20 protein-coding genes and 1 tRNA gene are annotated in these 22,232 nt (G+C 71.5%); 16 read left to right on the top strand and 5 right to left on the bottom strand.

Going from position 1 to position 22,232, the window contains the following annotated elements:
- Window positions 1-11 precede the first annotated feature (11 nt).
- A complete protein-coding gene (locus FJ091_12425) occupies window positions 12-1,370 on the bottom strand; it encodes a MoxR family ATPase (GenBank protein MBM4384158.1) in 1,359 nt (452 codons plus the stop codon).
- On the opposite strand from FJ091_12425, the gene FJ091_12420 reads away from it, so the two are divergent.
- A complete protein-coding gene (locus FJ091_12420) occupies window positions 1,257-2,069 on the top strand; it encodes a 50S ribosomal protein L11 methyltransferase (protein ID MBM4384157.1) in 813 nt (270 codons plus the stop codon). The genes FJ091_12425 and FJ091_12420 overlap by 114 nt on opposite strands.
- On the opposite strand, the gene FJ091_12415 is transcribed toward FJ091_12420, so the two are convergent.
- The 3 genes from FJ091_12415 to FJ091_12405 all read right to left on the bottom strand — a co-directional run bounded on the left by FJ091_12415 (window position 2,066) and on the right by FJ091_12405 (window position 6,141).
- Window positions 2,066-2,956 (bottom strand): GDP-mannose 4,6-dehydratase, encoded by an 891-nt coding sequence (locus FJ091_12415; GenBank protein MBM4384156.1) that lies wholly within the window; start codon window positions 2,954-2,956, stop codon window positions 2,066-2,068. The two genes, FJ091_12420 and FJ091_12415, sit on opposite strands and share 4 nt — an antisense overlap.
- 237 nt (window positions 2,957-3,193) lie before the next feature.
- Entirely contained in the window at window positions 3,194-3,997 is an 804-nt protein-coding gene (locus FJ091_12410; protein ID MBM4384155.1) for an enoyl-CoA hydratase/isomerase family protein, read from the bottom strand.
- Window positions 3,994-6,141 carry a S9 family peptidase gene (locus FJ091_12405; protein MBM4384154.1) on the bottom strand — a complete coding sequence of 716 codons (2,148 nt, stop codon included), beginning with the start codon at window positions 6,139-6,141 and terminating at the stop codon, window positions 3,994-3,996. Before FJ091_12405 ends, FJ091_12410 begins: the two co-directional genes overlap by 4 nt.
- Window positions 6,142-6,251: 110 nt before the next feature.
- On the opposite strand from FJ091_12405, the gene FJ091_12400 reads away from it, so the two are divergent.
- The 3 genes from FJ091_12400 to FJ091_12390 all read left to right on the top strand — a co-directional run bounded on the left by FJ091_12400 (window position 6,252) and on the right by FJ091_12390 (window position 8,066).
- Window positions 6,252-7,256 carry an AAA family ATPase gene (locus tag FJ091_12400; GenBank protein MBM4384153.1) on the top strand — a complete coding sequence of 335 codons (1,005 nt, stop codon included), beginning with the start codon at window positions 6,252-6,254 and terminating at the stop codon, window positions 7,254-7,256.
- A 123-nt stretch (window positions 7,257-7,379) separates the two neighbouring features.
- Window positions 7,380-7,979: a hypothetical protein gene (locus FJ091_12395; protein ID MBM4384152.1), complete on the top strand. Its 600-nt coding sequence runs from the start codon at window positions 7,380-7,382 to the stop codon at window positions 7,977-7,979.
- 11 nt (window positions 7,980-7,990) lie between these two features.
- Window positions 7,991-8,066, top strand: a tRNA-Met gene (locus tag FJ091_12390).
- 156 nt (window positions 8,067-8,222) lie between these two features.
- On the opposite strand, the gene FJ091_12385 is transcribed toward FJ091_12390, so the two are convergent.
- Window positions 8,223-9,785 carry an AMP-binding protein gene (locus FJ091_12385; protein ID MBM4384151.1) on the bottom strand — a complete coding sequence of 521 codons (1,563 nt, stop codon included), beginning with the start codon at window positions 9,783-9,785 and terminating at the stop codon, window positions 8,223-8,225.
- Window positions 9,786-9,910: 125 nt separating this feature from the next.
- Between FJ091_12385 and FJ091_12380 the strand changes: the two genes are divergently transcribed.
- The 12 genes from FJ091_12380 (at window position 9,911) to FJ091_12325 (ending at window position 22,189) form a co-directional block, all read left to right on the top strand.
- Window positions 9,911-10,774 (top strand): hypothetical protein, encoded by an 864-nt coding sequence (locus tag FJ091_12380; protein ID MBM4384150.1) that lies wholly within the window; start codon window positions 9,911-9,913, stop codon window positions 10,772-10,774.
- A gap of 28 nt (window positions 10,775-10,802) precedes the next feature.
- Entirely contained in the window at window positions 10,803-11,810 is a 1,008-nt protein-coding gene (tilS, locus tag FJ091_12375; protein MBM4384149.1) for a tRNA lysidine(34) synthetase TilS, read from the top strand.
- A 98-nt stretch (window positions 11,811-11,908) separates the two neighbouring features.
- Window positions 11,909-13,828, top strand: coding sequence for an ATP-dependent zinc metalloprotease FtsH (gene ftsH / locus FJ091_12370; protein MBM4384148.1), 1,920 nt, complete (start codon window positions 11,909-11,911; stop codon window positions 13,826-13,828).
- On the top strand, window positions 13,797-14,756 hold the full coding sequence (gene folP, locus FJ091_12365) for a dihydropteroate synthase (protein MBM4384147.1): 960 nt from the start codon (window positions 13,797-13,799) through the stop codon (window positions 14,754-14,756). Before ftsH ends, folP begins: the two co-directional genes overlap by 32 nt.
- Window positions 14,753-15,622, top strand: coding sequence for a TIGR00159 family protein (locus FJ091_12360; protein MBM4384146.1), 870 nt, complete (start codon window positions 14,753-14,755; stop codon window positions 15,620-15,622). The genes folP and FJ091_12360 overlap by 4 nt, the downstream gene beginning before the upstream one ends.
- Window positions 15,619-16,299 carry a hypothetical protein gene (locus tag FJ091_12355; GenBank protein MBM4384145.1) on the top strand — a complete coding sequence of 227 codons (681 nt, stop codon included), beginning with the start codon at window positions 15,619-15,621 and terminating at the stop codon, window positions 16,297-16,299. Before FJ091_12360 ends, FJ091_12355 begins: the two co-directional genes overlap by 4 nt.
- Window positions 16,296-17,660: a phosphoglucosamine mutase gene (locus FJ091_12350; protein MBM4384144.1), complete on the top strand. Its 1,365-nt coding sequence runs from the start codon at window positions 16,296-16,298 to the stop codon at window positions 17,658-17,660. Before FJ091_12355 ends, FJ091_12350 begins: the two co-directional genes overlap by 4 nt.
- Window positions 17,661-17,755: 95 nt before the next feature.
- Window positions 17,756-19,342 carry an NAD(P)H-hydrate dehydratase gene (locus tag FJ091_12345; GenBank protein ID MBM4384143.1) on the top strand — a complete coding sequence of 529 codons (1,587 nt, stop codon included), beginning with the start codon at window positions 17,756-17,758 and terminating at the stop codon, window positions 19,340-19,342.
- Window positions 19,314-19,799 carry a tRNA (adenosine(37)-N6)-threonylcarbamoyltransferase complex ATPase subunit type 1 TsaE gene (gene tsaE / locus FJ091_12340; GenBank protein ID MBM4384142.1) on the top strand — a complete coding sequence of 162 codons (486 nt, stop codon included), beginning with the start codon at window positions 19,314-19,316 and terminating at the stop codon, window positions 19,797-19,799. Before FJ091_12345 ends, tsaE begins: the two co-directional genes overlap by 29 nt.
- The gene (locus tag FJ091_12335; protein MBM4384141.1) at window positions 19,790-21,031 is read left to right on the top strand and encodes an aspartate kinase; all 1,242 of its coding nucleotides are present in this window, start codon (window positions 19,790-19,792) and stop codon (window positions 21,029-21,031) included. The genes tsaE and FJ091_12335 overlap by 10 nt, the downstream gene beginning before the upstream one ends.
- Before the next feature lie 204 nt (window positions 21,032-21,235).
- Entirely contained in the window at window positions 21,236-21,430 is a 195-nt protein-coding gene (locus FJ091_12330) for a helix-hairpin-helix domain-containing protein (protein ID MBM4384140.1), read from the top strand.
- Between the two features lie 66 nt (window positions 21,431-21,496).
- The gene (locus tag FJ091_12325) at window positions 21,497-22,189 is read left to right on the top strand and encodes an OmpA family protein (protein MBM4384139.1); all 693 of its coding nucleotides are present in this window, start codon (window positions 21,497-21,499) and stop codon (window positions 22,187-22,189) included.
- Window positions 22,190-22,232: the final 43 nt, after the last annotated feature.

Genomic DNA, 22,232 nt, shown 5'->3' with positions numbered 1-22,232 from the left:
GTCGGAGCGGGTCACAGCGGAACCGGTGCGCGCTCCACGATCTCGCGCAGGATCCAGCGCGCTTCGGCGGCGGCGCCGGCCGAGCCCGCGCGCGCGGCGAGCTGAACGCGATGCGCGAGCACGTCGACCGCGAGCGCCTGCACGTCCTCGGGAATCGCGAAGTCGCGCGCGTCGAGCAGCGCCTGCGCCTGCACCGCGCGGCGCAGCGCGAGCGCGGCGCGCGTCGAGGCGCCGAGCGCGATCGCCTCGTGCTCGCGCGTCTCGTGCACGAGCGAGAGCAGGTACGCGATCAGCGCGTCCGAGATCTTCACGCGCAGTGCGGCCTCGCGCAGCGCGAGGAGCTGCGCGGTCGTCAGCACCGGCGCGAGGCGCGGCAGCTCGTTGGCCGAGGGGTCGTCGCGCAGGACCGCAGCCTCGTCGGCGGCGCTCGGGTAGCCGACCTCGAGGCGCATCATGAAGCGATCGAGCTGTGACTCCGGCAGCGGGTTCGTGCCGTAGTGCTCGAGCGGATTCTGCGTGGCGACGACGAAGAACGGATTCGGCAGCGCGTGGGTGACGCCGTCGACGCTGACGCGCGCCTCGCTCATCGCTTCGAGCAGCGCCGACTGCGTCTTCGGGCTGGCGCGATTGATCTCGTCCGCGAGCACGACGTGCGCGAACAGCGGTCCGGGCTGAAAGGCGAGGGCGCCGGTCCTACTGCCGTTCGCGAGCTCTGGCACGGAGGCGCCCGTCATGTCGCTCGGCAGGAGATCGCTCGTGAACTGGATGCGGCGGAAGCTCGCGTCGAGGCTGCGCGCGAGCGCTGCGGCGAGCGTCGTCTTGCCCACCCCGGGCACGTCCTCGAACAGCAGGTGGCCCCCCGCGACGAGCGCCACGGCCGCGCGTGAAACGACTTCGGGTTTGCCGCGCACCGCGCGTTCGACGTTCGCGCGCAGCTTGGCGCCGAGCGCGGCGGCGTCCTTGGGATCGAGCAGCTCCAGCGCGGACAAGACGCCTCCGTCTGTGGATCGGGGAATCCCGGTGGACCCACCCGGCGCGCGGGTTCGCTCGCCTGGCGCGGCGAGCGAAGCGCAACCCAGCCAGCCGAGCGAAGACGCGTGCCCGGCTAGTGTCGGCAGATGGCGGAGGGCACTGGAGACGACGCGCGCGCGCAGCGCACCGGCAACTCCGCCATGACGACTGCGCAAGACGGCGAGCACGGCGGCACGGCGGCGAGCGAAAGCGCGCGCATCCGCATCGCGAGCGCGGACGCGGAATTGCTGGAGCGCGCAGCGGCCGAGGCGTACGAGGCGGGTGCTGCTGGTGCGATCGAGCACGAGGGCGCGCTCGAGCTGTTCGTCCCGCGCGCCCACATCGCGGGAGTCGAGCATGCGCTCGCGCGGCTCGCGCGCGCGGGCCTCGCCGTTGGCGAGCCGCAGGCAGAGCGCGTCGTCGAGTGGTCCCAGGAGTGGAAGCGCGGCCTCGCGGCGGTCGTGATCTCGCCGCGGCTGCTCGTGCGGCCCCCGTTCGCGGATGCGCCCGCGGACTTCGCCGGCATTCAGCTCGTGATCGAGCCCGGCCAAGCCTTCGGTACGGGCGGCCACGCCACGACGCGCCTGGCACTCGCGGGCCTCGACGCGCTCCCGAGCGAGAGGGTGCGCGGCGCGCGTGTGCTCGACGTGGGCTGCGGCAGTGGCGTGCTCGCCCTGGCAGCGCTCGCGCTCGGCGCAGCGCACGCCGACGGCTGCGATCTCGACCCGCTCGCCACCGAGGCCGCCGCAGTCGCCGCGCGCGAGAACGGCTTCGCGGAGCGCGCGCGCTGGCTCACGGGCTCGACCGCCGCGCTCGCGGACCGCTACGACGGGATCGTCGCGAATCTGATCCGCAGCGAGCTGGCGCCGCTGCTCGCCGACTTCGCGCGCCTCGCGAAGCCGGGCGCGTGGCTCGTGCTCGCGGGCCTGCTCGCGAGCGAGCGCGACGTGATGCGCGCGGCGCTCGCCGCCGTGGGGTTTCGCGTGCTCGCGGAGCGAAGCGAAACGGACGCGACGGGCGACGCGTGGCTCGGCTTCACGGCCGAGCGCTCGGCCTAGGCGATCCGCTCGCGCCAGTCGCGGAGCAGCTCGCGCAGCGTGTCGTCGAGCGAGCGCTGCGGGCGCCAGCCCGTCGCCGCGCGGAGCTTCTGCGCATCGCCGATCGTCGCATCGGGCGCGCGCATCGGGTCCGGCGTCTCGACGATCGCGGGGGCGACACCGGCCAGCGCGCAGAGCCTTCGCGCGAGCGCCCCGATCGTGAGCGCTTCTCCGCTCGCGACGTTGTAAGCGCCCGCCGGCGGGCGAGAGTCCAGCAGCGCGAGATACGCCGCGATCACGTCGTCGACGTGCAGGAAGTCGCGGCGCGATGCCGCGTTCGGAACCTCGAGGCGCGGCGCACGCCGGGCCGTCGCGATCTCCGCGACATCACGTGCGAGGCGCGCCTCGACGAACGCCGCGGGCCGCCCCGCGCCCGTGTGGTTGAACGGCCGCGCGCGCACCACCGCGAGGCCGCGCTCCGCGTGCGCCGCCCCTAACAAATCCGCCGCCGCCTTCGTGCGCGCGTACGCCGACTGCGGCCGCAGCGGCGCACGCTCATCGAAGCCCGCCGCATCGACCCCCGCACTCCCGTACACGGCGGCACTCGTCACGAGCACCACGCGCGCCCCCGGCGCCTCGCGCCGCACCGCCTCCAGCACGGAGCGCGTTCCCAGCACGTTCACGCGAAACGCCCGCTCCGGCGCCGACTCCGCCTCGGGCACGTGCGAGATCGCCGCGAGGTGCACGATCGCATCCGGCCGCGCCGCGCCGACCGCATCGCGAACGCGCGCCGCATCCGTTACATCGAGCTCGCGATCGCTCGCGACGACCTCATCGCCGCGCGCCCCGAGCGCCGCCACCAGCCGCCTCCCAACGAACCCCGCCGCCCCGGTCACGAACACGCGCATCGCTCACTCCAACCCGCGCGACGAATCACGACACCTCCAAGCAAGGCGACTCTGCGCGCGCTGACGCTCCCTGCCTGACGCGCCGCCCAAGCGCCAGAACATCCTCGCAGTCGAAGCCACCCGCCAAGCATGTCGGCCGAGGCCGCAAGCGAAGCGCGCAGCAAACCGCGGAGTCTTCGACGCGGTTTGCGAAGTAAACAAGGAGAGCCGCGCGAGCTCGTTGCCCCAGCGAAGCCACTACGCCTCGGGCAACTCCTTACTCACTAACCCGCTCCACTTCGGCGCGCGCCGCTCCAGGAAGTGCGCGATGCCTTCGCGCGTGTCCGCGTGACCGCCGAGCTGTGCGAAGGGCGGACCTTCCGCGCGCATCATCGCGGGCGCGTCGAGCGCCATGCCCTGCCACAGCAGCTTCTTGCTGAGCGCGACGGCGAGCGGCGCTGCGAGCGCAAACTCGCGCGCCTTCTCGCGCGCGGCGGCGAGCACCTCGCCGGCGGGCAGGGCGCGCGATGCGAGGCCGAGCTCGGCGGCCTCGCGGCCCGAGAACTGGCGGCCGGTCAACAACAAGTCGGCCGCGCGCGAGAAGCCGATCACGCGCGGCAGCAGCGTGTGCGAGGCCAGCTCGGGCAGCACGCCGCGGCGCACGAAGGCGAACTGCAGCTTCGCGTCCTCCGCCACGTAGCGGATGTCGCACGTGAGGGGCAGCGTGATGCCGACGCCGATCGCGTGCCCGTTGATCGCGCACACGACGGGCTTGCGCACTTGGAACGGCCAGATCGCGGTGCGTGCCGGCGCGCCCGAGATCACGCCGCCCTCGCGCGGCTTGAACGTGTCGCCGCCGCCCGAGAGATCGGCGCCCGCGCAGAACGCGCGCCCGGCGCCGGTGATCACGACGGCGCGCACGTCGTCGTTCGCGTCGCATGCGCGCAGCGCGGCATCGAGCCCAGCGGCCATCGCCGGGTTCCACGCGTTCATCGCTTCGGGGCGATTCAGCGTGATCGTCGCGACGCCATCTTCGACGGCGAGCAGAACGGGGTCGGTCACGGCTGGGTCTCCTGTGCGACCGCGGCGGGCGCCGCTGCAGGCGTTGGCGCCGCGGGCGCGAGCGCAGTCTGGAAGAACGCGGTCAGCTTCTCGAACCACCGCACGCGGTTCTTCTCGTTCGCGAGCTCGTGCACTTCGCCCTCGAACTCGACGAGCTCGACGCTGCGCCCCGCCTTGCGTGCGACCTCGGCGTAGCGCTCCGAGTGGTCGAGGGTGACGCGCTCGTCGTGCTCCGAGTGGAGCAGCAGGACTGGCGCCGTGACGGACGCGGCGTACGTGATCGGCGAGAGCGCGCGCAGCTGCTCCTCTTTGATGCGCCGCGCGCCCATGATGCAGCGCGACCAGTCGGGCTCGACGCGCTCGCGATCGTCCTCTTCGAGCAGCTCCACGAGATCGGTCGGACCGCCGTGGCTCGCGGCAGCGCGGAACGTGGCGTTGCCGCGCGAAATCCCCATCAGCGCGGCGTAGCCGCCATAGCCGCGGCCGTAGATGCCGATGCGCGCGGCATCCGCGATGCCTTCCGCGACGAGCCACTTCGCGCCGTCCTCGAGATCGTCCTGCATCGCGGCGCCCCACTCGCCGAGGCCGGCGGAGCGGTGGTCGACGCCGTAGCCGGAGGAGCCGCGGTAGTTGGGCTCGAGCACGGCGAAGCCGCTGCGCGCGAGCCACTGCACGAGCGGATCGAAGCGCTGGTGAACGCGCTGATCGGGACCGTCGTGCACGATCACGATCGCGGGCGCGGGCTTGCTCGCGTCGAGCGGGCGCGTGAGATAAGCCGGGATCTCGTGCCCGTCCCGCGCGAAGTATCGGGTGGGCTCCATCGGCGCGAACTTCTCTTCCTCGAGCCGCCCCCGCTCGGACAGCTCGAGGCGCATCTCCTTTTTCGCGCGATCGAACAGGTAGTAGGCCGGCGGCCGCACGTCGCTCGACGCGCGCACGAGCGCGAGGCTGCGGTCCGCGCTCTCGGACACGTACTCGAGCGTGAGCCCCGGCAGCGCGCGCTTCATCTTCTCCAGCTCGGAGGCGAGCTTCTCGCCGAGCGCGTGGAGCTGCGGCGTGTCGTCCACGTAGCCCACCGCCACGAGCTTCTGCTGCGCCTCGTCGAACACGAGCGGCCCCGTCACGTCGAACTTCGGATGCGCGAACACCTCCTCCGCGATCGAGTCCGAGAGGCGCAGCAGCACGAGGGCTTGGCGGCCTTCGATCGGCGCCCACGCGTAGATCAGGTCGGGGTCATAGGAGTACGCCGCGAAGCGTGCGGTCGCTTCGAGCGGCGGGATGAACGTGGAGATCTCCTTGACCCGGCGCCCTTCGCGGCGGAACAACACGGTGCCGCCCTTGTCCGTGTCGCTCTCGCCGAGCTGCACTTCGCCGGCGTGGTTCGCGAACCAGCGCTGCACCTTTCGGTTGGGGGGCACGAGGGTGCGGAGGCGTCCCGTGTTGACGGTCATCGACTGCACCGTGGGCGCCTCGATGCGCCGCGAGACGAACCGCTCGGACTCATCGATCGAGACCAGCACGCGCCTGGGATCGGCGTCGAGCCAGTGAATGACATCGTCCTGAATGCGCGCGGGAAGATCCCAATCGCGCCCGAGGTGCCGGCGTCGCTCGCGCGTGCTGTCGAAGCTGTACACGTGCGTGACGCGGCCGGCGGGAATCTCCTTCGGCGGCGGCTGCGGCGGGATGTGATACCCGACGATCTGGCCGCGGCGGTTGAAGATCGGGGTCGGCGGCTCGGGATCGCGCTCGGGGACCTTCAGCAACGTGCGCGGCTGGAAGCGCTCGATCGAGACCAGCACGCGGTCGCCCTTGGTCCAGCGCAGCCACACCGGCCGGAAGCGCAGGGCGCCGATCACGCGCGTCGAAGCGTCGTCCCCGGACACCGCGCGCACCGCGACCGCCCGGGTGTCGTCGTCGCGGTAGACGATCGCCATCTGCTTTCCGTCGGGAGACAGCGCGGGCAGCGTCGCTCGCGGGTGACCGGCGAAGTCGGCGATGCCGATCGGCGCGGGCGGCGCCGGCGGTGGTGCAGGGGCCGGCGCGGGAGCTTCCGTCGCGGCCGGAGTGGGCGCGGGCGGAGCTTCCTCCGCGTGCGCGAACGCGCTGAGCAGGAAGAATTGCAGGGCGACTGCGCGCGTTCCCATGGCGCAAGTCTAGAACGCAGCGCGGCGGTTCGGGTTACGCGAAACGCAACTCGCGGTCGTTGACGCGGCTGCGGGCGCGCGTTCCAATCGCCGCGAGTTGGGGGGCGCGCATGATTCTCGGGGTCTCGGGCCTGAATGCGTCCGGCAAGGGCGAGGTGGTGGCGTACCTCACCGAGCGCTCGTTCTACGCGCACTCGCTCTCCGACGTGATACGCGCCGAGCTGAAGGCGCGCGGCCAGACCGAGACGCGCGAGCGCATGATCGAGCTCGGCCGCGAGCTGCGCGCGCGCGAAGGCTTGGGGGCGCTCGCGCTGCGGCTTGTCTCGCAGCTCCACGCCGATCGCAACTACGTGATCGACTCGATCCGCCACCCTGCCGAGGTCGCCGCGCTGCGCGCCTCGGGCCAGCGCTTCCGGCTGATCTGGGTGGAGGCGGAGGAGGAGCGCCGCTTCGAGCGCATGCGCGCGCGCGCGCGCGCCGGAGACCCCGCCACGCTCGCGGAGCTGCAACGCCTCGAGGGCCGCGAGCTCGGCAGCGCCGACCCGAGCGCGCAGCAGCTGCTCGCGGTGCGCGAGCTCGCGGACGACACGCTGCGCAACGACGGGAGCCTCGCCGAGCTGCACGAGCAGCTCGGCCGGCTTCTACGCGCGAACGCGAGCTTCGAGCGCCCCGACTGGGACACGTACTTCATGAACATCGGCCGCGTGGTCGCGACGCGCAGCAACTGCGTGAAGCGCAAGGTCGCGGCCGTGATCACGGTCGACCGCCGCATCATCGCGACCGGCTACAACGGCACGCCGCGCGGCGTCACCAACTGCAACGAAGGCGGTTGCCCGCGCTGCAACGCGTTCGGCCGCGCCGGCGCCGATCTCGGGGAGTGCCTGTGCTCGCACGCGGAGGAGAACGCGATCACGCAGAGCGCCTACCACGGCGTCTCGGTGCGCGGCTCGACGATCTACTCGACGTTCTGCCCGTGCCTGATGTGCACCAAGATGATCATCAACGCCGGCATCGCCGAGGTCGTGTTCAGCGCGGAGTACCCGCTGGGAGACATCTCGCTGCGGCTCCTGCGGGAAGCGGGCGTGAAGGTGAGGCAGCTGGGTGGAGAGGCCTGAATTCCTGCGGAGCCCGCCGCGCCTGATCGCGCCGGGCACCTTGCCCGCGAGTTTCCACTCAGATAGAAGAGCCCAGCTTCCGCGTCGGCCGTTCAGGAAAGGCGCGGCGGAGATCCGACGCCGATGACCTGCAGACTGCTGCGCGCCCTCTCGATCGCCCTCGCCGCGACTGCGCTCGCGCTCGCCGCGAGCGCCCAGGAAGTCGCCCGCGTGGCGGTGCTGCCGGTGGTGATCCACTCCATCGAGGAATCGGCGTATCTCCGCGCGGGCATTTCGGAAATGCTCACCTCGCGGCTCAGCCAGCAAGCCGGCGTCTCGGCGCTGCGCGTCGACGATGCGAGCGCCGCGACCGCGGACGCGGACGCCGCGCGGACCGCGGGCCGCGCCGCCGGCGCGAGCTGGGTCGTGTACGGCTCCTTCACGCGCTTCGGCGAGGGCGCGAGCCTCGACCTGCGCTGCATCCCCGTCGAGTCCGCCGGCAGCGCAGGGCCGCGCTCGGTCTTCGTGCACGCGGGCGCTCTCAGCGAGCTGATCCCGCGGCTCGACAACGTGGTGACGCGCATGGGCGCGCACATTCGCGGCGGCGCAGCGGCGGCGAACGCCGCACTGCCGGTCGCGCCCACGGTCGACGTTCAGGCAGAGCTTGCGGCGCTGAAGTCGCGCATCGAGGCGCTCGAAGCGCGCGGCGCGACTGCGACGGCGGGGAGCCCGAGCACGAATTAGGTTTCTCTTGGGGCGGTGTAGCTCAGTCGGTAGAGCAGCGGTTTCATAAGCCGCGTGTCCCCGGTTCGAGTCCGGGCACCGCCACCAGTTCGTTGCGAGCTCCGCCCGCTTGGCGGGCTGCGCGCGGCCTGAGCGGCTTCGCCGCTCGGGCCGCTTGCGGGAGGCAGAGCGCCACCGAGTTGAGCGCGATCTGCGGTGGCGCTTGGGGGCGGGGTGCGTTGCCGCTCAGCTCGGCGCGGTCGATCAGCCCTCGGTCGCGCCTAACAACTTGAACTTCTGCACTTTGCCGCTGGCCGTGCGGGGCAGCTCGTTCACCTGCACGAAGCTGCGCGGCACCTTGAACGTGGCGAGGCGTTCGCGGCCCCAGATGATGAGGGCTTGCTCGTCGAGCTTCGCGCCGCTGCGGAGCGCGACGTAGGCGCGGCCGACTTCGCCCCACTTCGCGTCGGGGATGCCGACCACGGCGATCTCGACGATGTCGGAGTGCGCTTCGTACGTGGCTTCGACTTGGCGCGGGTACACGTTCTCGCCGCCGCTGATGAACATGTCCTTCGAGCGGCCGGTGAGCGTGACGAAGCCTTCGGCGTCGAAGGCGCCGAGGTCGCCGGTCACGAGCCAGCCGCCCGCGCGAAGGGTCTCCGCGCTGGCCTCGGGGCGCTCCCAGTAGCCGAGCATCGTGATGGGGCCGCGCACGACGATCTCGCCGGTCTCGCCCGGCGCGCAGTCGCGCCAGGAGTCCGGCGCGAGGGCGAGCGTCTCGCTGCGCACGATGCGCAGCTCGGCGTGCAGCACGGGGCGGCCCACGCTGCCGGCTTTGCGCGTGGCGTCCTGCGCGTCGAGGCAGCACAGGATCGAGGTCTCGGTTTGCCCGAAGCCTTGCTTCAGCACGAGGCCACGGCGCTCGAAGGCGTGGATCTGCTCGACGGGGATCGCGGCGCCCGCGGTGAAGAGGAAGCGCAGCGAGGACACGTCGGGCTCGTCGCGGTCGAAGGCTTCGCCGAGCGCGCGGAACATCGTGGGCACGCCGCCCATCAGCGTGACGCGCTCGCGCGCGACGCTGCGCCAGGTGTCGGCCGCGTCGAAGTGGCCTTGCAGGATCACGCTCGCGCCGGCGTAGAGCGCGGGCAGCGAGAGGATCTTCAGGCCGAAGGAGTGGAAGAGCGGGACGGCGACGAGCACGACGTCGCGGCGCGTGAGCTCGAAGAAGAGCTGGGCGTTGAGGCAATTGAAGAGCGTCTTGCGCTGCGGGAGGAGCGCGCCCTTCGGCACGCCGGTCGTGCCCGACGTGTACATGAGGATCATCGCGTCCTCGGGCGAGGCCTCCGCGATCTCCGCGTGCGGCGCCGCGCTCGCGAGCGCGTGCTCGTAGGCGTCGTCGTCGCCGCCGACCGGCATCGCGAGCGCGCAGGCGATGCCGCTCTGGGCGAGCGCGGCCTTTGCGCCCGCTGCGAGTGACGCCTCGTACGCGAACACGCGCGGCCGGCAGTCGCCGAGCAGCTGCGCGACTTCGGGCGGCGCGAGGCGCGAGTTCAGCGGCGCCGCGATTGCGCCGAGCCGGGCGCACGCGAACACCAGCTCGAGCGTGGCGCTGCGATTGCCGAGCAGCAGCGCCACGCGCTCGCCGCGCGCGACACCTGCCGCCGCGAGCACGCCTGCAGCGCGCTGGATGCGCTCCTCGAACCCGGCGTAGTCGAGCCGCCGCCACGGGTCCGCAACCGCGAGCTGCCGCGGCTGCGAGCGCGCGCGCTCCGCGATCCAGCGCGCGCAGTTGTGGGCGCGCGAGCGCGAGCTGTCGGATTGCGTCATGGCGCGCGCGTTCTGCTGGACCCGAACCGCGAAGTCAAGCGGCCCGGCCTCGCCTTGCGCCCTTCGCCCCCGCAAACGCGGCGGCGCGCGGTCTATCGTGATCGCACACGCAGCGAGGTCCACGCATGAACCTTCTCGGAGAGCCGGCCTTCGTCGGCCGCCACTGCGGCTCGAACAGCTACGACATCACGCCCGAGGTCGTCGCGCTTTACGCGGACGCCCTCGACGACCACAGCCCGCTCTACGCGAAGTGGGCGCCGCCGCTGCTGCACCACAGCGAGTGTTACAAGCACGTGGGCCAGTGGTACCTGAAGAACCTGTTCGGAAATTTGCACGGGCGGCAGGACTGGGAGCTGTTCGCGCCGATTCCTATTGGGGCGCGCGTGCGCACGCGCAGCACCATCGTCGAGCGCTACGCGAAGCGCGGGCGCGACTACGTCGTGAACGAGACCGACGTGCTGGACGCGAGCACGCTCGAGCTCTACGTGCGCGGACGCACGCACCAGTCGTTCCTGCCGCCGAAGCAAGAGAAGCCCGCGAGCGGCGCGTTCGTCGTGGACGAGAAGACCGCGCAGGCGAAGGAGCCGCGCGCGGCCTTTCCCACCGCGACCGGCGTCGACCTGACGAGCGTGACCAAGCGCATCGATCAGCGCCGCTGCTGGATGTTCTCTGGGCCGGGCGCGAACTATCACACCGACCGCGAGCAGGCGAAGAAGCTCGGCTTCCCGAACATCGTCGTGCAGGGAATGATGACGACGTGCTTTGCCGCGCAGGTCATGCTCGATCGCTTCGGCGAGGGCTTCCTGCGCGGCGGAAAGATGTCGCTCAAGCTGACCAACGTGGTGTGGGTGGACGAGACGCTCACCGCGTACGGGCGCGAGGCGGGGCGCACTGCGGAGGGCACCCGCACGCGCGTGCACTGCGAGGTGTGGGTGGACAAGCAGGACGGCACGCGCGTGCTGCTCGGCGAGGCGAGTGCGCTCGAGTAGGCGCGCCACGCGGGCCGCGGCGAGCGAGGTGCTCGACGCGCTCGCAGCGTCCTGCGACGCGCTCGCGCTGCGGGGCGCGCGCGTGCTCGTCGCGATCTCGGGCGGCGTCGACTCGTGCACGCTCTTGCGCGCACTGGCTGAGATCGCGGCGCAGCGCGGACTCGCGCTCGCCGCGGGGCACGTGAACCACGGCCTGCGCGGCGCGGAGTCGGACGCGGACGAGGCCTGCGCGGCGGATCTCGCGAAGCACCTCGGCGTCGCGTTCGCGGCGAGGTCGGTCGCGCCGCGTGCGCTGCGCGAAGGAGTCGCCTCGCGCGCGCGGCCCACGCTGCAGGAGGCCGCGCGCAAGCTGCGCCACGCCGCGCTGCGCGAGATCGCGAGCGAGCTGCGCTGCGACGTCATCGCGACGGCGCACACACTCGACGACCAAGCCGAGACCGTGCTGATGCGCCTCTTCCGCGGCGCGAGCCCGGCGGGCATGGGCGGCATTCCCGAGCGCAGTGCGGACGGACTCGTCGTGCGCCCGCTGCTCGGCGTCTCGCGTGCGCAGATCGAACGCGCCGCGAGCGAGTGGGGTCTCTCCTGGCGCGAGGACGGGAGCAATCGTGATCCGCACTACGCGCGCGGGCGGCTGCGCACCAGCGGGCTCTCGCAGACGGCGGCGCAGCTGAATCCCGAATGGCTCAGGGCCGTCGGCCAAATGGCCGAAGCGCAGCGGAAGGAGTCGGAGTGGATCGACGAGCAAGTTGCGCGCGAAGCAGAGCGCCTGATCGCGCGAGGCGACACCGCGCTCTCGATCGAGCGCGCGGGCCTGCGGGCGTTGCCCGATGCGCTGGCGCGGCGGCTCGTGCGCGAGGCGCTGCGTGCGCTGGGCGGCGCGCGCGATGTCTCGCGCGCACAGATCGAGCGCTCGCTCTCTTTCGCACGCGCAGCGCGTCCGGGCGCGCGGCTCACGCTGCCGCTCGGCCTGTGCCTGCGTGCCGAGCGCGAGCGCTGCTGGCTCGAGCGCTCAGGCAGCCGCGACTCGCGCTGCTAGTCTCGCTCAATTCTTCGGCTTTTCGACACGCGCCCGGCGCTCTGCGCCACTCACTCCACGCTTAGGGAGCGGCGGTGAACCAACAGATCTTCAAGAACATGGTGCTGTGGGTCGGCATTCTGCTGGTCGTGATCCTCTTGTTCGCGGTCGTGAACAAGCGCGAAGAGGTTCCCGCAGAGAAGACCTACAGCCAGCTGGTCGAGGCGCTGCGGCACGGACAGGTGACCGAGCTCGTGATCGAGGACGGCCACGTCACGGGCAAGGACTCGGACGCGAAGAAATTCCAGTCGTACTACAGCGAGGCCGCGGGCGAGCGCTTCTTCAGCGAGGTGGAGGCCGCGCGCGAGCGCGACCCGAACCTGCGCGTCGAGATGAAGCCGAAGGCCGAGGCGTCCGCGTGGCAGCAGATGCTGTTCGCGTGGGGCCTGCCGCTGCTGCTGATCATCGGGTTCTGGGTGTTCATGGCGCGGCAGATGCAGGCGGGCGGCGGCAAGGCGATGAGCTTCGGCAAGTCGCGCGCGCGCCTGCTCACCGAGAACCAGACGCGCATCACGTTCGAAGACGTGGCGGGCGTCGAAGAGTCGAAAGTCGAGCTGGAAGAGATCATCGCGTTCCTGCGCGACCCGAAGAAGTTCACGCGGCTCGGTGGGCGCATTCCGAAGGGAGTGCTGCTCGTGGGCCCGCCCGGCACCGGCAAGACGCTGCTCGCGCGCGCGGTCGCGGGCGAAGCGGGCGTGCCGTTCTTCTCGATCTCGGGGTCGGACTTCGTCGAGATGTTCGTGGGCGTCGGCGCGTCGCGCGTGCGCGATCTCTTCATGCAGGGCAAGAAGCACGCGCCCTGCATCATCTTCATCGACGAGATCGACGCCGTGGGCCGGCACCGCGGCGCGGGCCTCGGCGGTGGGCACGACGAGCGCGAGCAGACGCTGAACCAGCTGCTCGTCGAGATGGATGGCTTCGAGTCGAACGAGGGCGTGATCCTGATCTCGGCGACCAATCGCCCCGACGTGCTCGATCCCGCCTTGTTGCGACCGGGCCGCTTCGACCGCCGCGTGGTCGTGCCGCGGCCCGACCTGCGCGGGCGGCTCGCGATCTTGCGCGTTCACACGCGCAAGGTCCCGCTCTCGGACGACGTCGATCTCGAGGTGCTCTCGCGCGGTACGCCCGGGTTCGTGGGCGCGGACCTGCAGAACCTCGTGAACGAGGCTGCGCTGCTCGCCGCGCGCCGCGAAGCGAACCGCGTCGCGATGGCCGACTTTGAGAAGGCGAAGGACAAAGTGCTGATGGGCGCGGAGCGCCGCAGCATGATCATGAGCGACGAGGAGAAGCGGACGACGGCGTATCACGAGGCCGGCCACGCGCTCGTCGCGCTGCTCACCGAGCACAGCGATCCGGTGCACAAGGTCACGATCATCCCGCGCGGAATGGCGCTCGGCCTCACGCAGACGCTGCCCGAAGAGGACCGCCACTCGTACACGCGCGATCAGATGGTCGCGATCATCAAGTACGCGATGGGCGGCCGCGCCGCGGAAGAGCTGGTGTTCTCGCACTTCTCGACCGGCGCCGCGAACGACCTTCAGCGCTCGACGCGACTCGCGCGCGACATGATCTGCACCTACGGCATGAGCGACGCGATCGGGCCCGTCTCGTTCGACGACGAGAGCGGCGACGTCTTCCTCGGGCGCGACTACATGACGCGCAAGAACTACAGCGAGAAGACCGCCGAGCTGATCGACGACGAGGTGAAGCGCCTGCTCACCACGCTTTACGACGAGGCGAAGCACATTCTCGCTTCGAACCGCGAGCGGCTCGATCGCATCGCCGAGGCGCTGCTCGAGCGCGAGACGCTCGAGACGAGCGATCTCACCAAGCTGATCGCGGGCGAGTCGCTGCCGCCCTTGCCGCCGCCGACGGGCGGCGCTGTCGCGACCGCGAAGCCGCCGAAGCCCGCGCGCACGCGCGAGGCGTCGCCGGTGCGAGGCGGGGATCTTCCGGATCCGGAGCCGATCGCGGGATAGCAGGGCGCGCAGCGAGGCGAAGCCGAGCGGAGATCGAACAGTGGCCTCGAAGTCCGCAAAACCTGAGAGCCACGAGCGCGAGCGTCCCTCGTCGACCGGGCGCACCACCGAGCTGTTCCATCGCGACCGCGTGACGATTCTCGGCGTGCTCAACGTCACGCCCGACTCGTTCTCCGATGGCGGGCGCTTCGCGGACCTCGCTGCCGCTCTCGCCGGGGCCCGCGCACAGCTCGCGGCCGGCGCGCACGTCCTCGACGTGGGTGGCGAGTCGACGCGGCCGGGCGCGCAGCCCGTAACAACCGTGGAAGAGATCGCGCGCACGCGGCCCGTGGTCGAGGCGCTCGCGAAGGAGCTCGGCGCGCCGATCTCGATCGACACGCGGCGCGCAGAGGTCGCAGAGGCTGCGCTCGACGCGGGCGCCTGCATCGTGAACGACGTGAGCGGCGGCGCCGACGCCGCGCTGCTGCGCGTCGCGGCGCAGCGAGGCGCGCTCGTGATCCTCGGGCACCTGCGCGGGCAGCCCGCGACGATGATGCGCGACATCGCGTTCGGGGACGTCGTCGCCGAAGTGGGAGACGAGCTCGCCGCCGCGATCGCGCGCGCCGAGGCCGCGGGGATCGCGCGCGAGCGCATCGTCGCGGACCCCGGCATCGGCTTCGGCAAGCGCACCGCGCACAACCTCGCGTTGCTCGCGAACGTCGAGCGGTTCCGCGCGCGGCTCGGCGTCCCCATTCTCGTCGGGCCCTCGCGCAAGGCGTTCCTCGGCGAGCTGACGAGCGAGCCGGTTCCCGCCCGCCGCGATCTCTCGACGCACGCTGCGTGCGCCGTCGCGGTGTTCGCCGGCGCCGACGCAGTGCGCGTGCACGATGTCGCCGGCGCACGCATCGCCGCGCAGGTCGCGCTCGCGCTGCGGGAGGCGCGACGATGATCGAGGCGCTGCGCGATCTCGTGATGGGGCAGCTCGCCGAGCTGCGCGCCTTCCTCGAGACGAGCTACGAGCCGGTGCGCGACACGCTCGACATCGTGCTCGTGGCGCTCGCCATCTACTGGGTGCTGATCCTCATCCGCGGCACACGCGCGATGCAGGTGCTCGCGGGCCTCGGCCTCTTGATGGGCGTGCGCGTGCTCGCCGACGCCGCCGAGCTGAACACGGTGACGTGGCTGCTCGACAACTTCGTCGGCGCCGCGGTGCTGATCGTCGTGATCCTGTTCCAGAACGACATCCGCCGCGCGCTCGCGCGGGTCGGGCGCGGGCTCTCGCCGCGCTTCGCGGAGCGCGAGGAGTCGCGGGTGGTCGAGGAGGTGGTGCGCGCGTGCGCCGAGCTCGTGCGGCGGCGCATCGGCGGGCTGGTCGTGTTCGAGCGCGAGACCCGCCTCGAAGACTTGATGGAAGGCGGTAGCCCGCTCGACGCCGCGGTCTCGAAGGACCTCGTCGTCTCGCTCTTTCTCCCCACCTCGCCCCTGCACGACGGCGCGGTCGTGATCTCGCACGGCCGCATCTCGCACGCGAGCTGCATTCTTCCGCTCACGCTTCGCACCGAGCTGCCGGAAGGCGTCGGCACGCGACACCGCGCGGCGCTCGGCATCACCGAAGAGAGCGACGCGATTGCGGTGGTGGTGAGCGAGGAGACTTCCGCGATCTCGCTCGCGCAAGGCGGCGAGCTCGTCACGCAGATCGATCCAGCGCGCCTGCGCGTCGCGCTGTGGGACGCCTTCGCGCGCGGACCCGAGGAGCGCGAAGAGAAGCCGGACGACGCCGAGGGCGAGTCCGAAACGCGGACGGCGCGCCCGTGACGCGCCTCATCGACGTTCGCCTCGCCGCGCTCGCGCTGTTCATGGCCATGTTGTTGTGGGGCTTCTCGCAGAGCACGGCCACGCAAGAGCGCGGCTTCGACATCCCCGTCGTGGCTGCACAGATTCCCGACGACTTGATCCTCACGGCGCGGTCCTCGGACGCCGTCGACATCCGCGTGCGCGGCAGTCGCGTGGCGCTGCGCAACGTGCCGCCGGATCTCGAGTACTCGGTCAATCTGAGCGAAGCGAAGGCCGGCGTGATCGCGAAGGAAGTCGACCTCACGCAATTCGACGTCGGCCGCGGCGCGCAGATCGTGAGCCGCTCGCCGACGCAGCTCGAGTTCACGCTCGAGCCGCGCATCTCGCGGCGCATGACGGTGCGGGCGAACGTGGCCGGCAAGCCCGCCGATGGCTTCGTGTTGGGCGAGGTCGCGGTAACGCCGCGGCGCGTGCTGGTGACCGGCGCAGAGTCCGAAGTGCTCCGGTTGGGCGAGGTGCTGACCGAAATGATCGACGTGTCGGGAGCGACCGCGTCGTTCGAGCGAGCCGTCAGCGCAGCGGCGCTCGGTCAGAACGCATGGATCGAGCCCAAGCAGGAGCTGAAAGTGCGCGTCGAGATTCTGCCGGCTCCGCCGCACGAGCCCGAGCCGCCCGCGACCCGGAGAAGGAATCGATGAGCGAGCGACTGTTCGGCACGGACGGCGTGCGCGGGACTGCGAACGTGCACCCGATGACCGCCGAGTTGGCACTGCAGCTCGGGCAGGCCGTCGCGCACGTCTTCCGGGGCGGCAGCGGCAAGCACCGCATCGTGATCGGCAAGGACACGCGCCTCTCGGGCTACATGTTCGAGGACGCCCTCGCCGCGGGCATTTGCTCGATGGGCGTGAACGTGATTCAGGTCGGCCCGATCCCGACGCCGGCGATGGCGTTCCTCACGGCGGACATGCGCTGCGACGCGGGCGTGATGATCTCGGCCTCGCACAATCCGTTTCACGACAACGGGATCAAGTTCTTCGCGCACGACGGCTTCAAGCTGCCCGACGAGGTCGAGGATCAGATCGAGCGCTTGATCACGAGCGGCGATCTCGCGCGGCTGCGCGCGGCGCCCGATCGCATCGGCCAGGCGCGCCGCATCGAGGACGCGCAGGGCCGCTACGTCGTGATGCTGAAGAAGACGTTTCCGCTCGAGCTGCGCCTCGACGGGCTGCGCGTCGTGCTCGACTGCGCGAACGGCGCGGCCTACCGCGTCGGCCCGACCGTGCTCGAGGAGTTGGGAGCGGAGCTGTTCACGATCGGCGTGGAGCCGAACGGGCGCAACATCAACGACGGTGTGGGCTCGCAGCATCCCGAGAAGCTGATCGAGAAAGTGCGCGAGCTGCGCGCCGACATCGGCATCGCGGTCGACGGCGACGCTGACCGCGTCGTGCTCGTGTGCGAGAAGGGCCGCGTGGTCGACGGCGACGCGATGCTCGCGCTGTGCGCGCGCGACCTCGCCGAGCGCGGCGGCCTCGCGGGCCGCGCGGTGGTCGCGACCGTGATGAGCAACCTCGGCCTCGAGCGCGCGCTGGCCGAGATCGGCGTCGATCTCGTGCGCACGCAGGTCGGCGACCGCTACGTGGTCGAGGAGATGCGCCGCCACGGGTACAACCTCGGCGGCGAACAGTCCGGCCACGTGATCTTCCTCGACCACAACCGCACCGGCGACGGGCTGCTCACCGCGCTGCAGGTGCTCGCGATCATGAAGCGCAAGAATCGCCCGCTCTCGGAGCTTGCCAGTGGCATCGAGCGCTTCCCGCAAGTGCTCGTCAACGTGGCGGTGGCGCAGAAGCGACCGCTCGATTCGCTGCCCGAGTTCACGCGCCAGCTGCGCCAGGTCGAGCAGGCGCTTGGCGACCGTGGGCGCGTGCTGATCCGCTACTCCGGCACCGAGGCGAAAGCGCGCGTGATGGTCGAGGGCGAGAACGAGGCGCACGTCAGCGCGCTCGCGAACGAGCTCGCCGACGCCCTGAAGCGGGCGCTCGCCGCCGCGACCGGCTGAAGCCCGCAGCGCCGCAAGCGGGCGGGCGCTGCCCAGAGGCCCGCGCAGCTGCGGAACTTCGCGCTTCCGGCCGTTCACTCCGCTACGGGTCTCGCATGCTCACCTACCGCTGGCCCCTCGCGACCGCCGCCGAGATGCGCGCGCTCGATCGCCACACGATCGACGTGCTCGGCGTGCCCGGCGAAGTGCTGATGGAGAGCGCGGGCCAGGCGATCGCGGCGCAGGCGCTGCGGCTGCTCGGCCGTGGCGGCGAGGTCTGGTGTTACTGCGGCGCGGGGAACAATGGCGGCGACGGCTTCGTCGTCGCGCGGCTGCTGCATCTGCGCGGCGTGGCAGTCCGGATCGCGCAAGTGGGGGACGGCGCGCGCTTCACGCCCGAGGCTGCGGCGAACTTCGCGCGTGCCGAGCGCGCGGGCGTCCCGCTCGTGAAGCCGAGCGCAGCGCCGCCGCGCGGCAGCGTGCTGGTCGACGCGATCTTCGGCACCGGCCTCGCACGCGAGGTCGCAGGCGCCGCCGCCCGCGCGATCCGGCGCATCAACGCGAGCCGGCCGCAGTGCAAAGTGCTCGCGGTCGACGTGCCTTCGGGCGTCGAGGCGGATGGCGGCCAGGTGTTAGGGGCAGCGGTCGAGGCGGACGTCACGGTGTGTCTCGGTCTCCCGAAGCTCGGGCTCACGCAGGAGCCGGCGCGGTCTCTCGCGGGCGAGATCGTGGTGGCCCGCATCGGCATCGTGGATGCGGCGCCCGGCGTCGCGCCGCGCGCGGAAGGCTGGACGCGCGTCGCCGCGTCGCGCGCGCTGCCGAAGCGACCGCGCGGGGGGCACAAGGGCACGTTCGGACACGTGCTGATCGCGGGCGGCTCCACCGGCAAGGCCGGCGCGGCCGCTCTCGCAGCGCGCGGCGCGGCGCGCGGCGGAGCAGGGCTCGTGACGGTCGCGTGCCCACGCTCGCAGAGCGCGATCTTGCAGCGCGCGAGCCTCGAGGCGATGACGGCGCCGCTGGCCGAGTCGAAGCACGGCACGTTCGCGCGCGACGCCGAGCAGGCGCTCAGCGCGCTCGCGCGCGAGCGGAGCGCGCTCGTGCTCGGCCCGGGCTGCGGGCGCGACGCCGAGACGCGCGCCGCGCTGCGCGCCTTCGCCCTCGCCGCGCCCGGGCCGCTCGTGCTCGACGCGGACGGCCTCGTCGCGTTCGAGGGGCACGTCGAGGCGCTGCAGGCGCGCAGGGCGCCGACCGTCCTCACGCCGCATCCCGGCGAGGCGGGGATGCTGCTCGGCCTCACGCCGAAGCAGATCAACTCGTCGCGGCCGCTGCACGCGCGCGCGCTCGCCGAGCGCACCCGCGCGATCGTGGTGCTGAAGGGCGCGGGCACCGTGATCGCGGAGCCGAGCGGGCGCATCGCGGTGAATCCCACCGGCGGCCCGGTGTTGGGGACGGGCGGCACCGGCGATGTGCTTGCGGGCCTCACGGGCGCGCTGCTCGCGCAGAAGGTGGCCGCGTTCGAGGCAGCGACGCTCGCCGCATTCGTGCACGGCGCGGCGGGAGATCTCGTGGCGTCGCGTCGCGGCAGCCGCGGCGCGCTGGCCAGCGAGATCGCCGACTCGATTCCCGAGGTGATGCGCGCGCTCGCCGAGAAGGAGCCTCAGATCGGAGCGGGCGATGCGATTCGTTTCCCAGAGCCCCGCTGACACGCGCAGCCTCGCGGCTGGCCTCGGCGGCGCGTGCGACGAAGACGGAGGCGTGATCTCGCTGACCGGCCCGATCGGTGCCGGCAAGACCCTCTTCGTGAAAGCGCTCGCGGGCGCGCTCGGCATCGAGGAGCGCGCCGTCGCGAGCCCGACCTTCGTGATCGCGGGCGAGTACCCGACTGCGCGCGCCGGCGCGCCGTGGCGGCTCGTGCACGTCGATTTCTACCGCGTCGAGAGCGAGGGTGAGCTCGAAGCCGCGGGGCTGCTCGACTGGCTCGAGGCAGGCACGCTGCTCGTCGCCGAGTGGGGCGAGCGATTCCTCACCGCACTTCCTGCGGACCGGCTGGAAATTCGCATTGCGAGAGGCGAAGCTGCCGAGTCCCGAATTTTGGAGGCCGCCGCGCTCGGACCGCGCTCGCAGGCACTCCTCGCGCGCTGGAGCAAGCGATGGCCCTGATAGTCCAGAAGTTTGGCGGCACGAGCGTCGCCGATGTCGCGCGCATCCAGAACGTGGCGCGGCGCGTCGTGCGCACGCTCGAGGCCGGCAATCAGGTGGCGGTCGTCGTGTCGGCGATGGCGGGCGAGACGAACTCGCTCGTCGCGCTCGCGAAACAGGTCGGCGGCGATCACCCGGATCCGCGCGAGTACGACGCGCTCACGTCGATCGGAGAGTCGAAGACGATCGCGCTGCTGGCGATGGCGATTCATCAGCTCGGCCACAAGGCGCGCAGCTTCACGGGCACGCAGATGGGCATGCTCACGGACTCGAGCTTCACGCGCGCGCGCATCCAGAACATCGACACGGCCAAGATCGGTGCGGTGCTGAACGAGGGCGGCGTCGCGGTGCTCGCTGGCTTCCAGGGCGTCGATGATGCGGGCAACGTGACGACGCTCGGCCGCGGTGGCTCGGACACGTCGGCGGTGGCGATCGCGGCCGCGGTGAAGGCCGACGTGTGTGAGATCTACACCGACGTCGACGGCGTCTACACGACGGACCCGAACCTCGTGCCCGCGGCGAAGAAGCTGAATCGCATCTCCTTCGAGGAGATGCTCGAGATGGCGAGCCTCGGCGCGAAGGTGCTGCAGATTCGCTCGGTCAAGTTCGCGATGCAGTTCGGCGTGCCGTTGTGCGTGCGCTCGTCGTTCGACGACAGCGAAGGCACCTGGGTGGTGCGCGAGGAGGACGTGGTGGAACGGCTCGTAGTTTCGGGAGTCACGTACAACCGCGGCGAGGCGAAGATTCGCGTGATCGGCGTGAAGGATTCCCCCGGCGTAGCCGCGAAGCTGTTCGGCGCGATCGCCGACAACGGCATCGTCGTCGACATGATCGTGCAGAACGCCTCGGCCGACGGCACGACCGACATGACCTTCACCGTCCCGCGCGACGACTTCGCGCGCGCGAAGGCGATCGCCGAGCAGATCGCGCCGCAGGTGGGCGCGTCGCACGTGGAGGGCGACAAGTCGATCGCGAAGGTATCGGTCGTTGGCCTCGGCATGAAGGACCACGCGGGCGTCGCGGCGCAGATGTTCCGTGTGCTCGCGAGCGAGGGCATCAACATCCAGATGATTGGGACGAGCGAGATCAAGATCTCGGTCGTGGTTGAAGAGAAGTACACCGAGCTCGCCGTGCGCGCGCTGCACGCCGCGTTCGTGGAAGCGGGCGCGGAGGCGCCGCGCGCCGAGGCCTGAGCAGTCGCGACTCCCTGTCTCGCGAGGTGCGGGATGCTGCAACACGGCCGAGTCCTCGCTCTCGCGGGTGCGCTGCTCGCCGTGCGTGCGCTACTCGACGCGGAAGTCAGCTCGAGCCCGCCCGAAGCTCGCTCCGCGCCCACGCACGGAGCAGCGCGCCTGCTGTACGGCGAGCGCCTCGATGCGAATCGGGAGCCCTCCGAGGTGCTCGCGCTGCTGCCGGGGCTCGGACCCGTTCGCGCACAGGCGCTGGTGGACGCTCGTCCGCTTTGCTCGCTCGCGGAGGTCGATCGCGTGGCGGGAATCGGTCCTGTGACGCTGCGTACACTCGCGGGGCAGCTGGCTTTCCCCGACTTGCCGCGCGGATGCGAGCACGAGTTGCGGGTGCAGAGCCATTGATCCCTCGAAACTCTGCGGGTTAAGTTGCGCCGCACCGCGTTTCCGCGGAATGAGGAGTTTCTCTCGATGACTCGAAAATCCGGCTCTCGCTCGCTGGTCGTTGCGCTCGTCGCGTTCGTCGCGCTGAGCACTGGTTGCGCCAGCGTCACCCCGAAGACCTGCGCGCTGGTCGGTGCGCTGGCTGGTGGCGCAGGCGGCGCCACTTACGGCACGAACAACGACAAGGGCCACGACATCGACTCGGGCATCGGCTATGGCGTCGCGATCGGCGCTGCGGCCGGCACCGCGGCCTACTTCGTGTGCAAGGCGCTCGGCGTCGGCGAAGGTGCTGCCGAGCCTGCCCCGCGCGCGGCCGAGCCGGCGCCCGCTCCCGAGCCCGCTCCGGCTCCGGCGGAAGAGCCCGCACCGGCGCCGCAAGCGCAGCGCATCGTTCTGCGCGGCGTGAACTTCGACCTCGACAAGTCGGACATCCGCGCGGACGCGTCGGTGATTCTCGACGAGGCGGCGAGCCAGCTCGGTCAGGCGCCGAGCACGCGCGTGAGCGTCGAGGGCCACACCGATTCGAGCGGCAGCGACGCGTACAACCAGTCCCTGTCCGAGCGCCGCGCGGCTTCCGTGCGCGACTACCTCGCGAACAAGGGCGTGGACGCGGGCCGGCTCTCGACCGCCGGCTACGGCGAGTCACAGCCGGTGGCTGACAACGCGACGGCCGATGGCCGCGCGCTGAACCGCCGCGTCGAGCTGAAGGTCCAGGAGTAATCCCGGGGCCGTTCGCACGTCTCCGCGACTTCGTCGCGGAGAA

The sequence above is a fragment of the Deltaproteobacteria bacterium genome, assembly GCA_016875395.1.
In the GTDB taxonomy this organism is placed as follows: Bacteria; Myxococcota_A; UBA9160; order UBA9160; family UBA6930; genus VGRF01.
The sequence above is the reverse complement of the archived record's forward strand: the minus strand, read 5'-3'. Positions and strand labels throughout refer to the sequence as shown.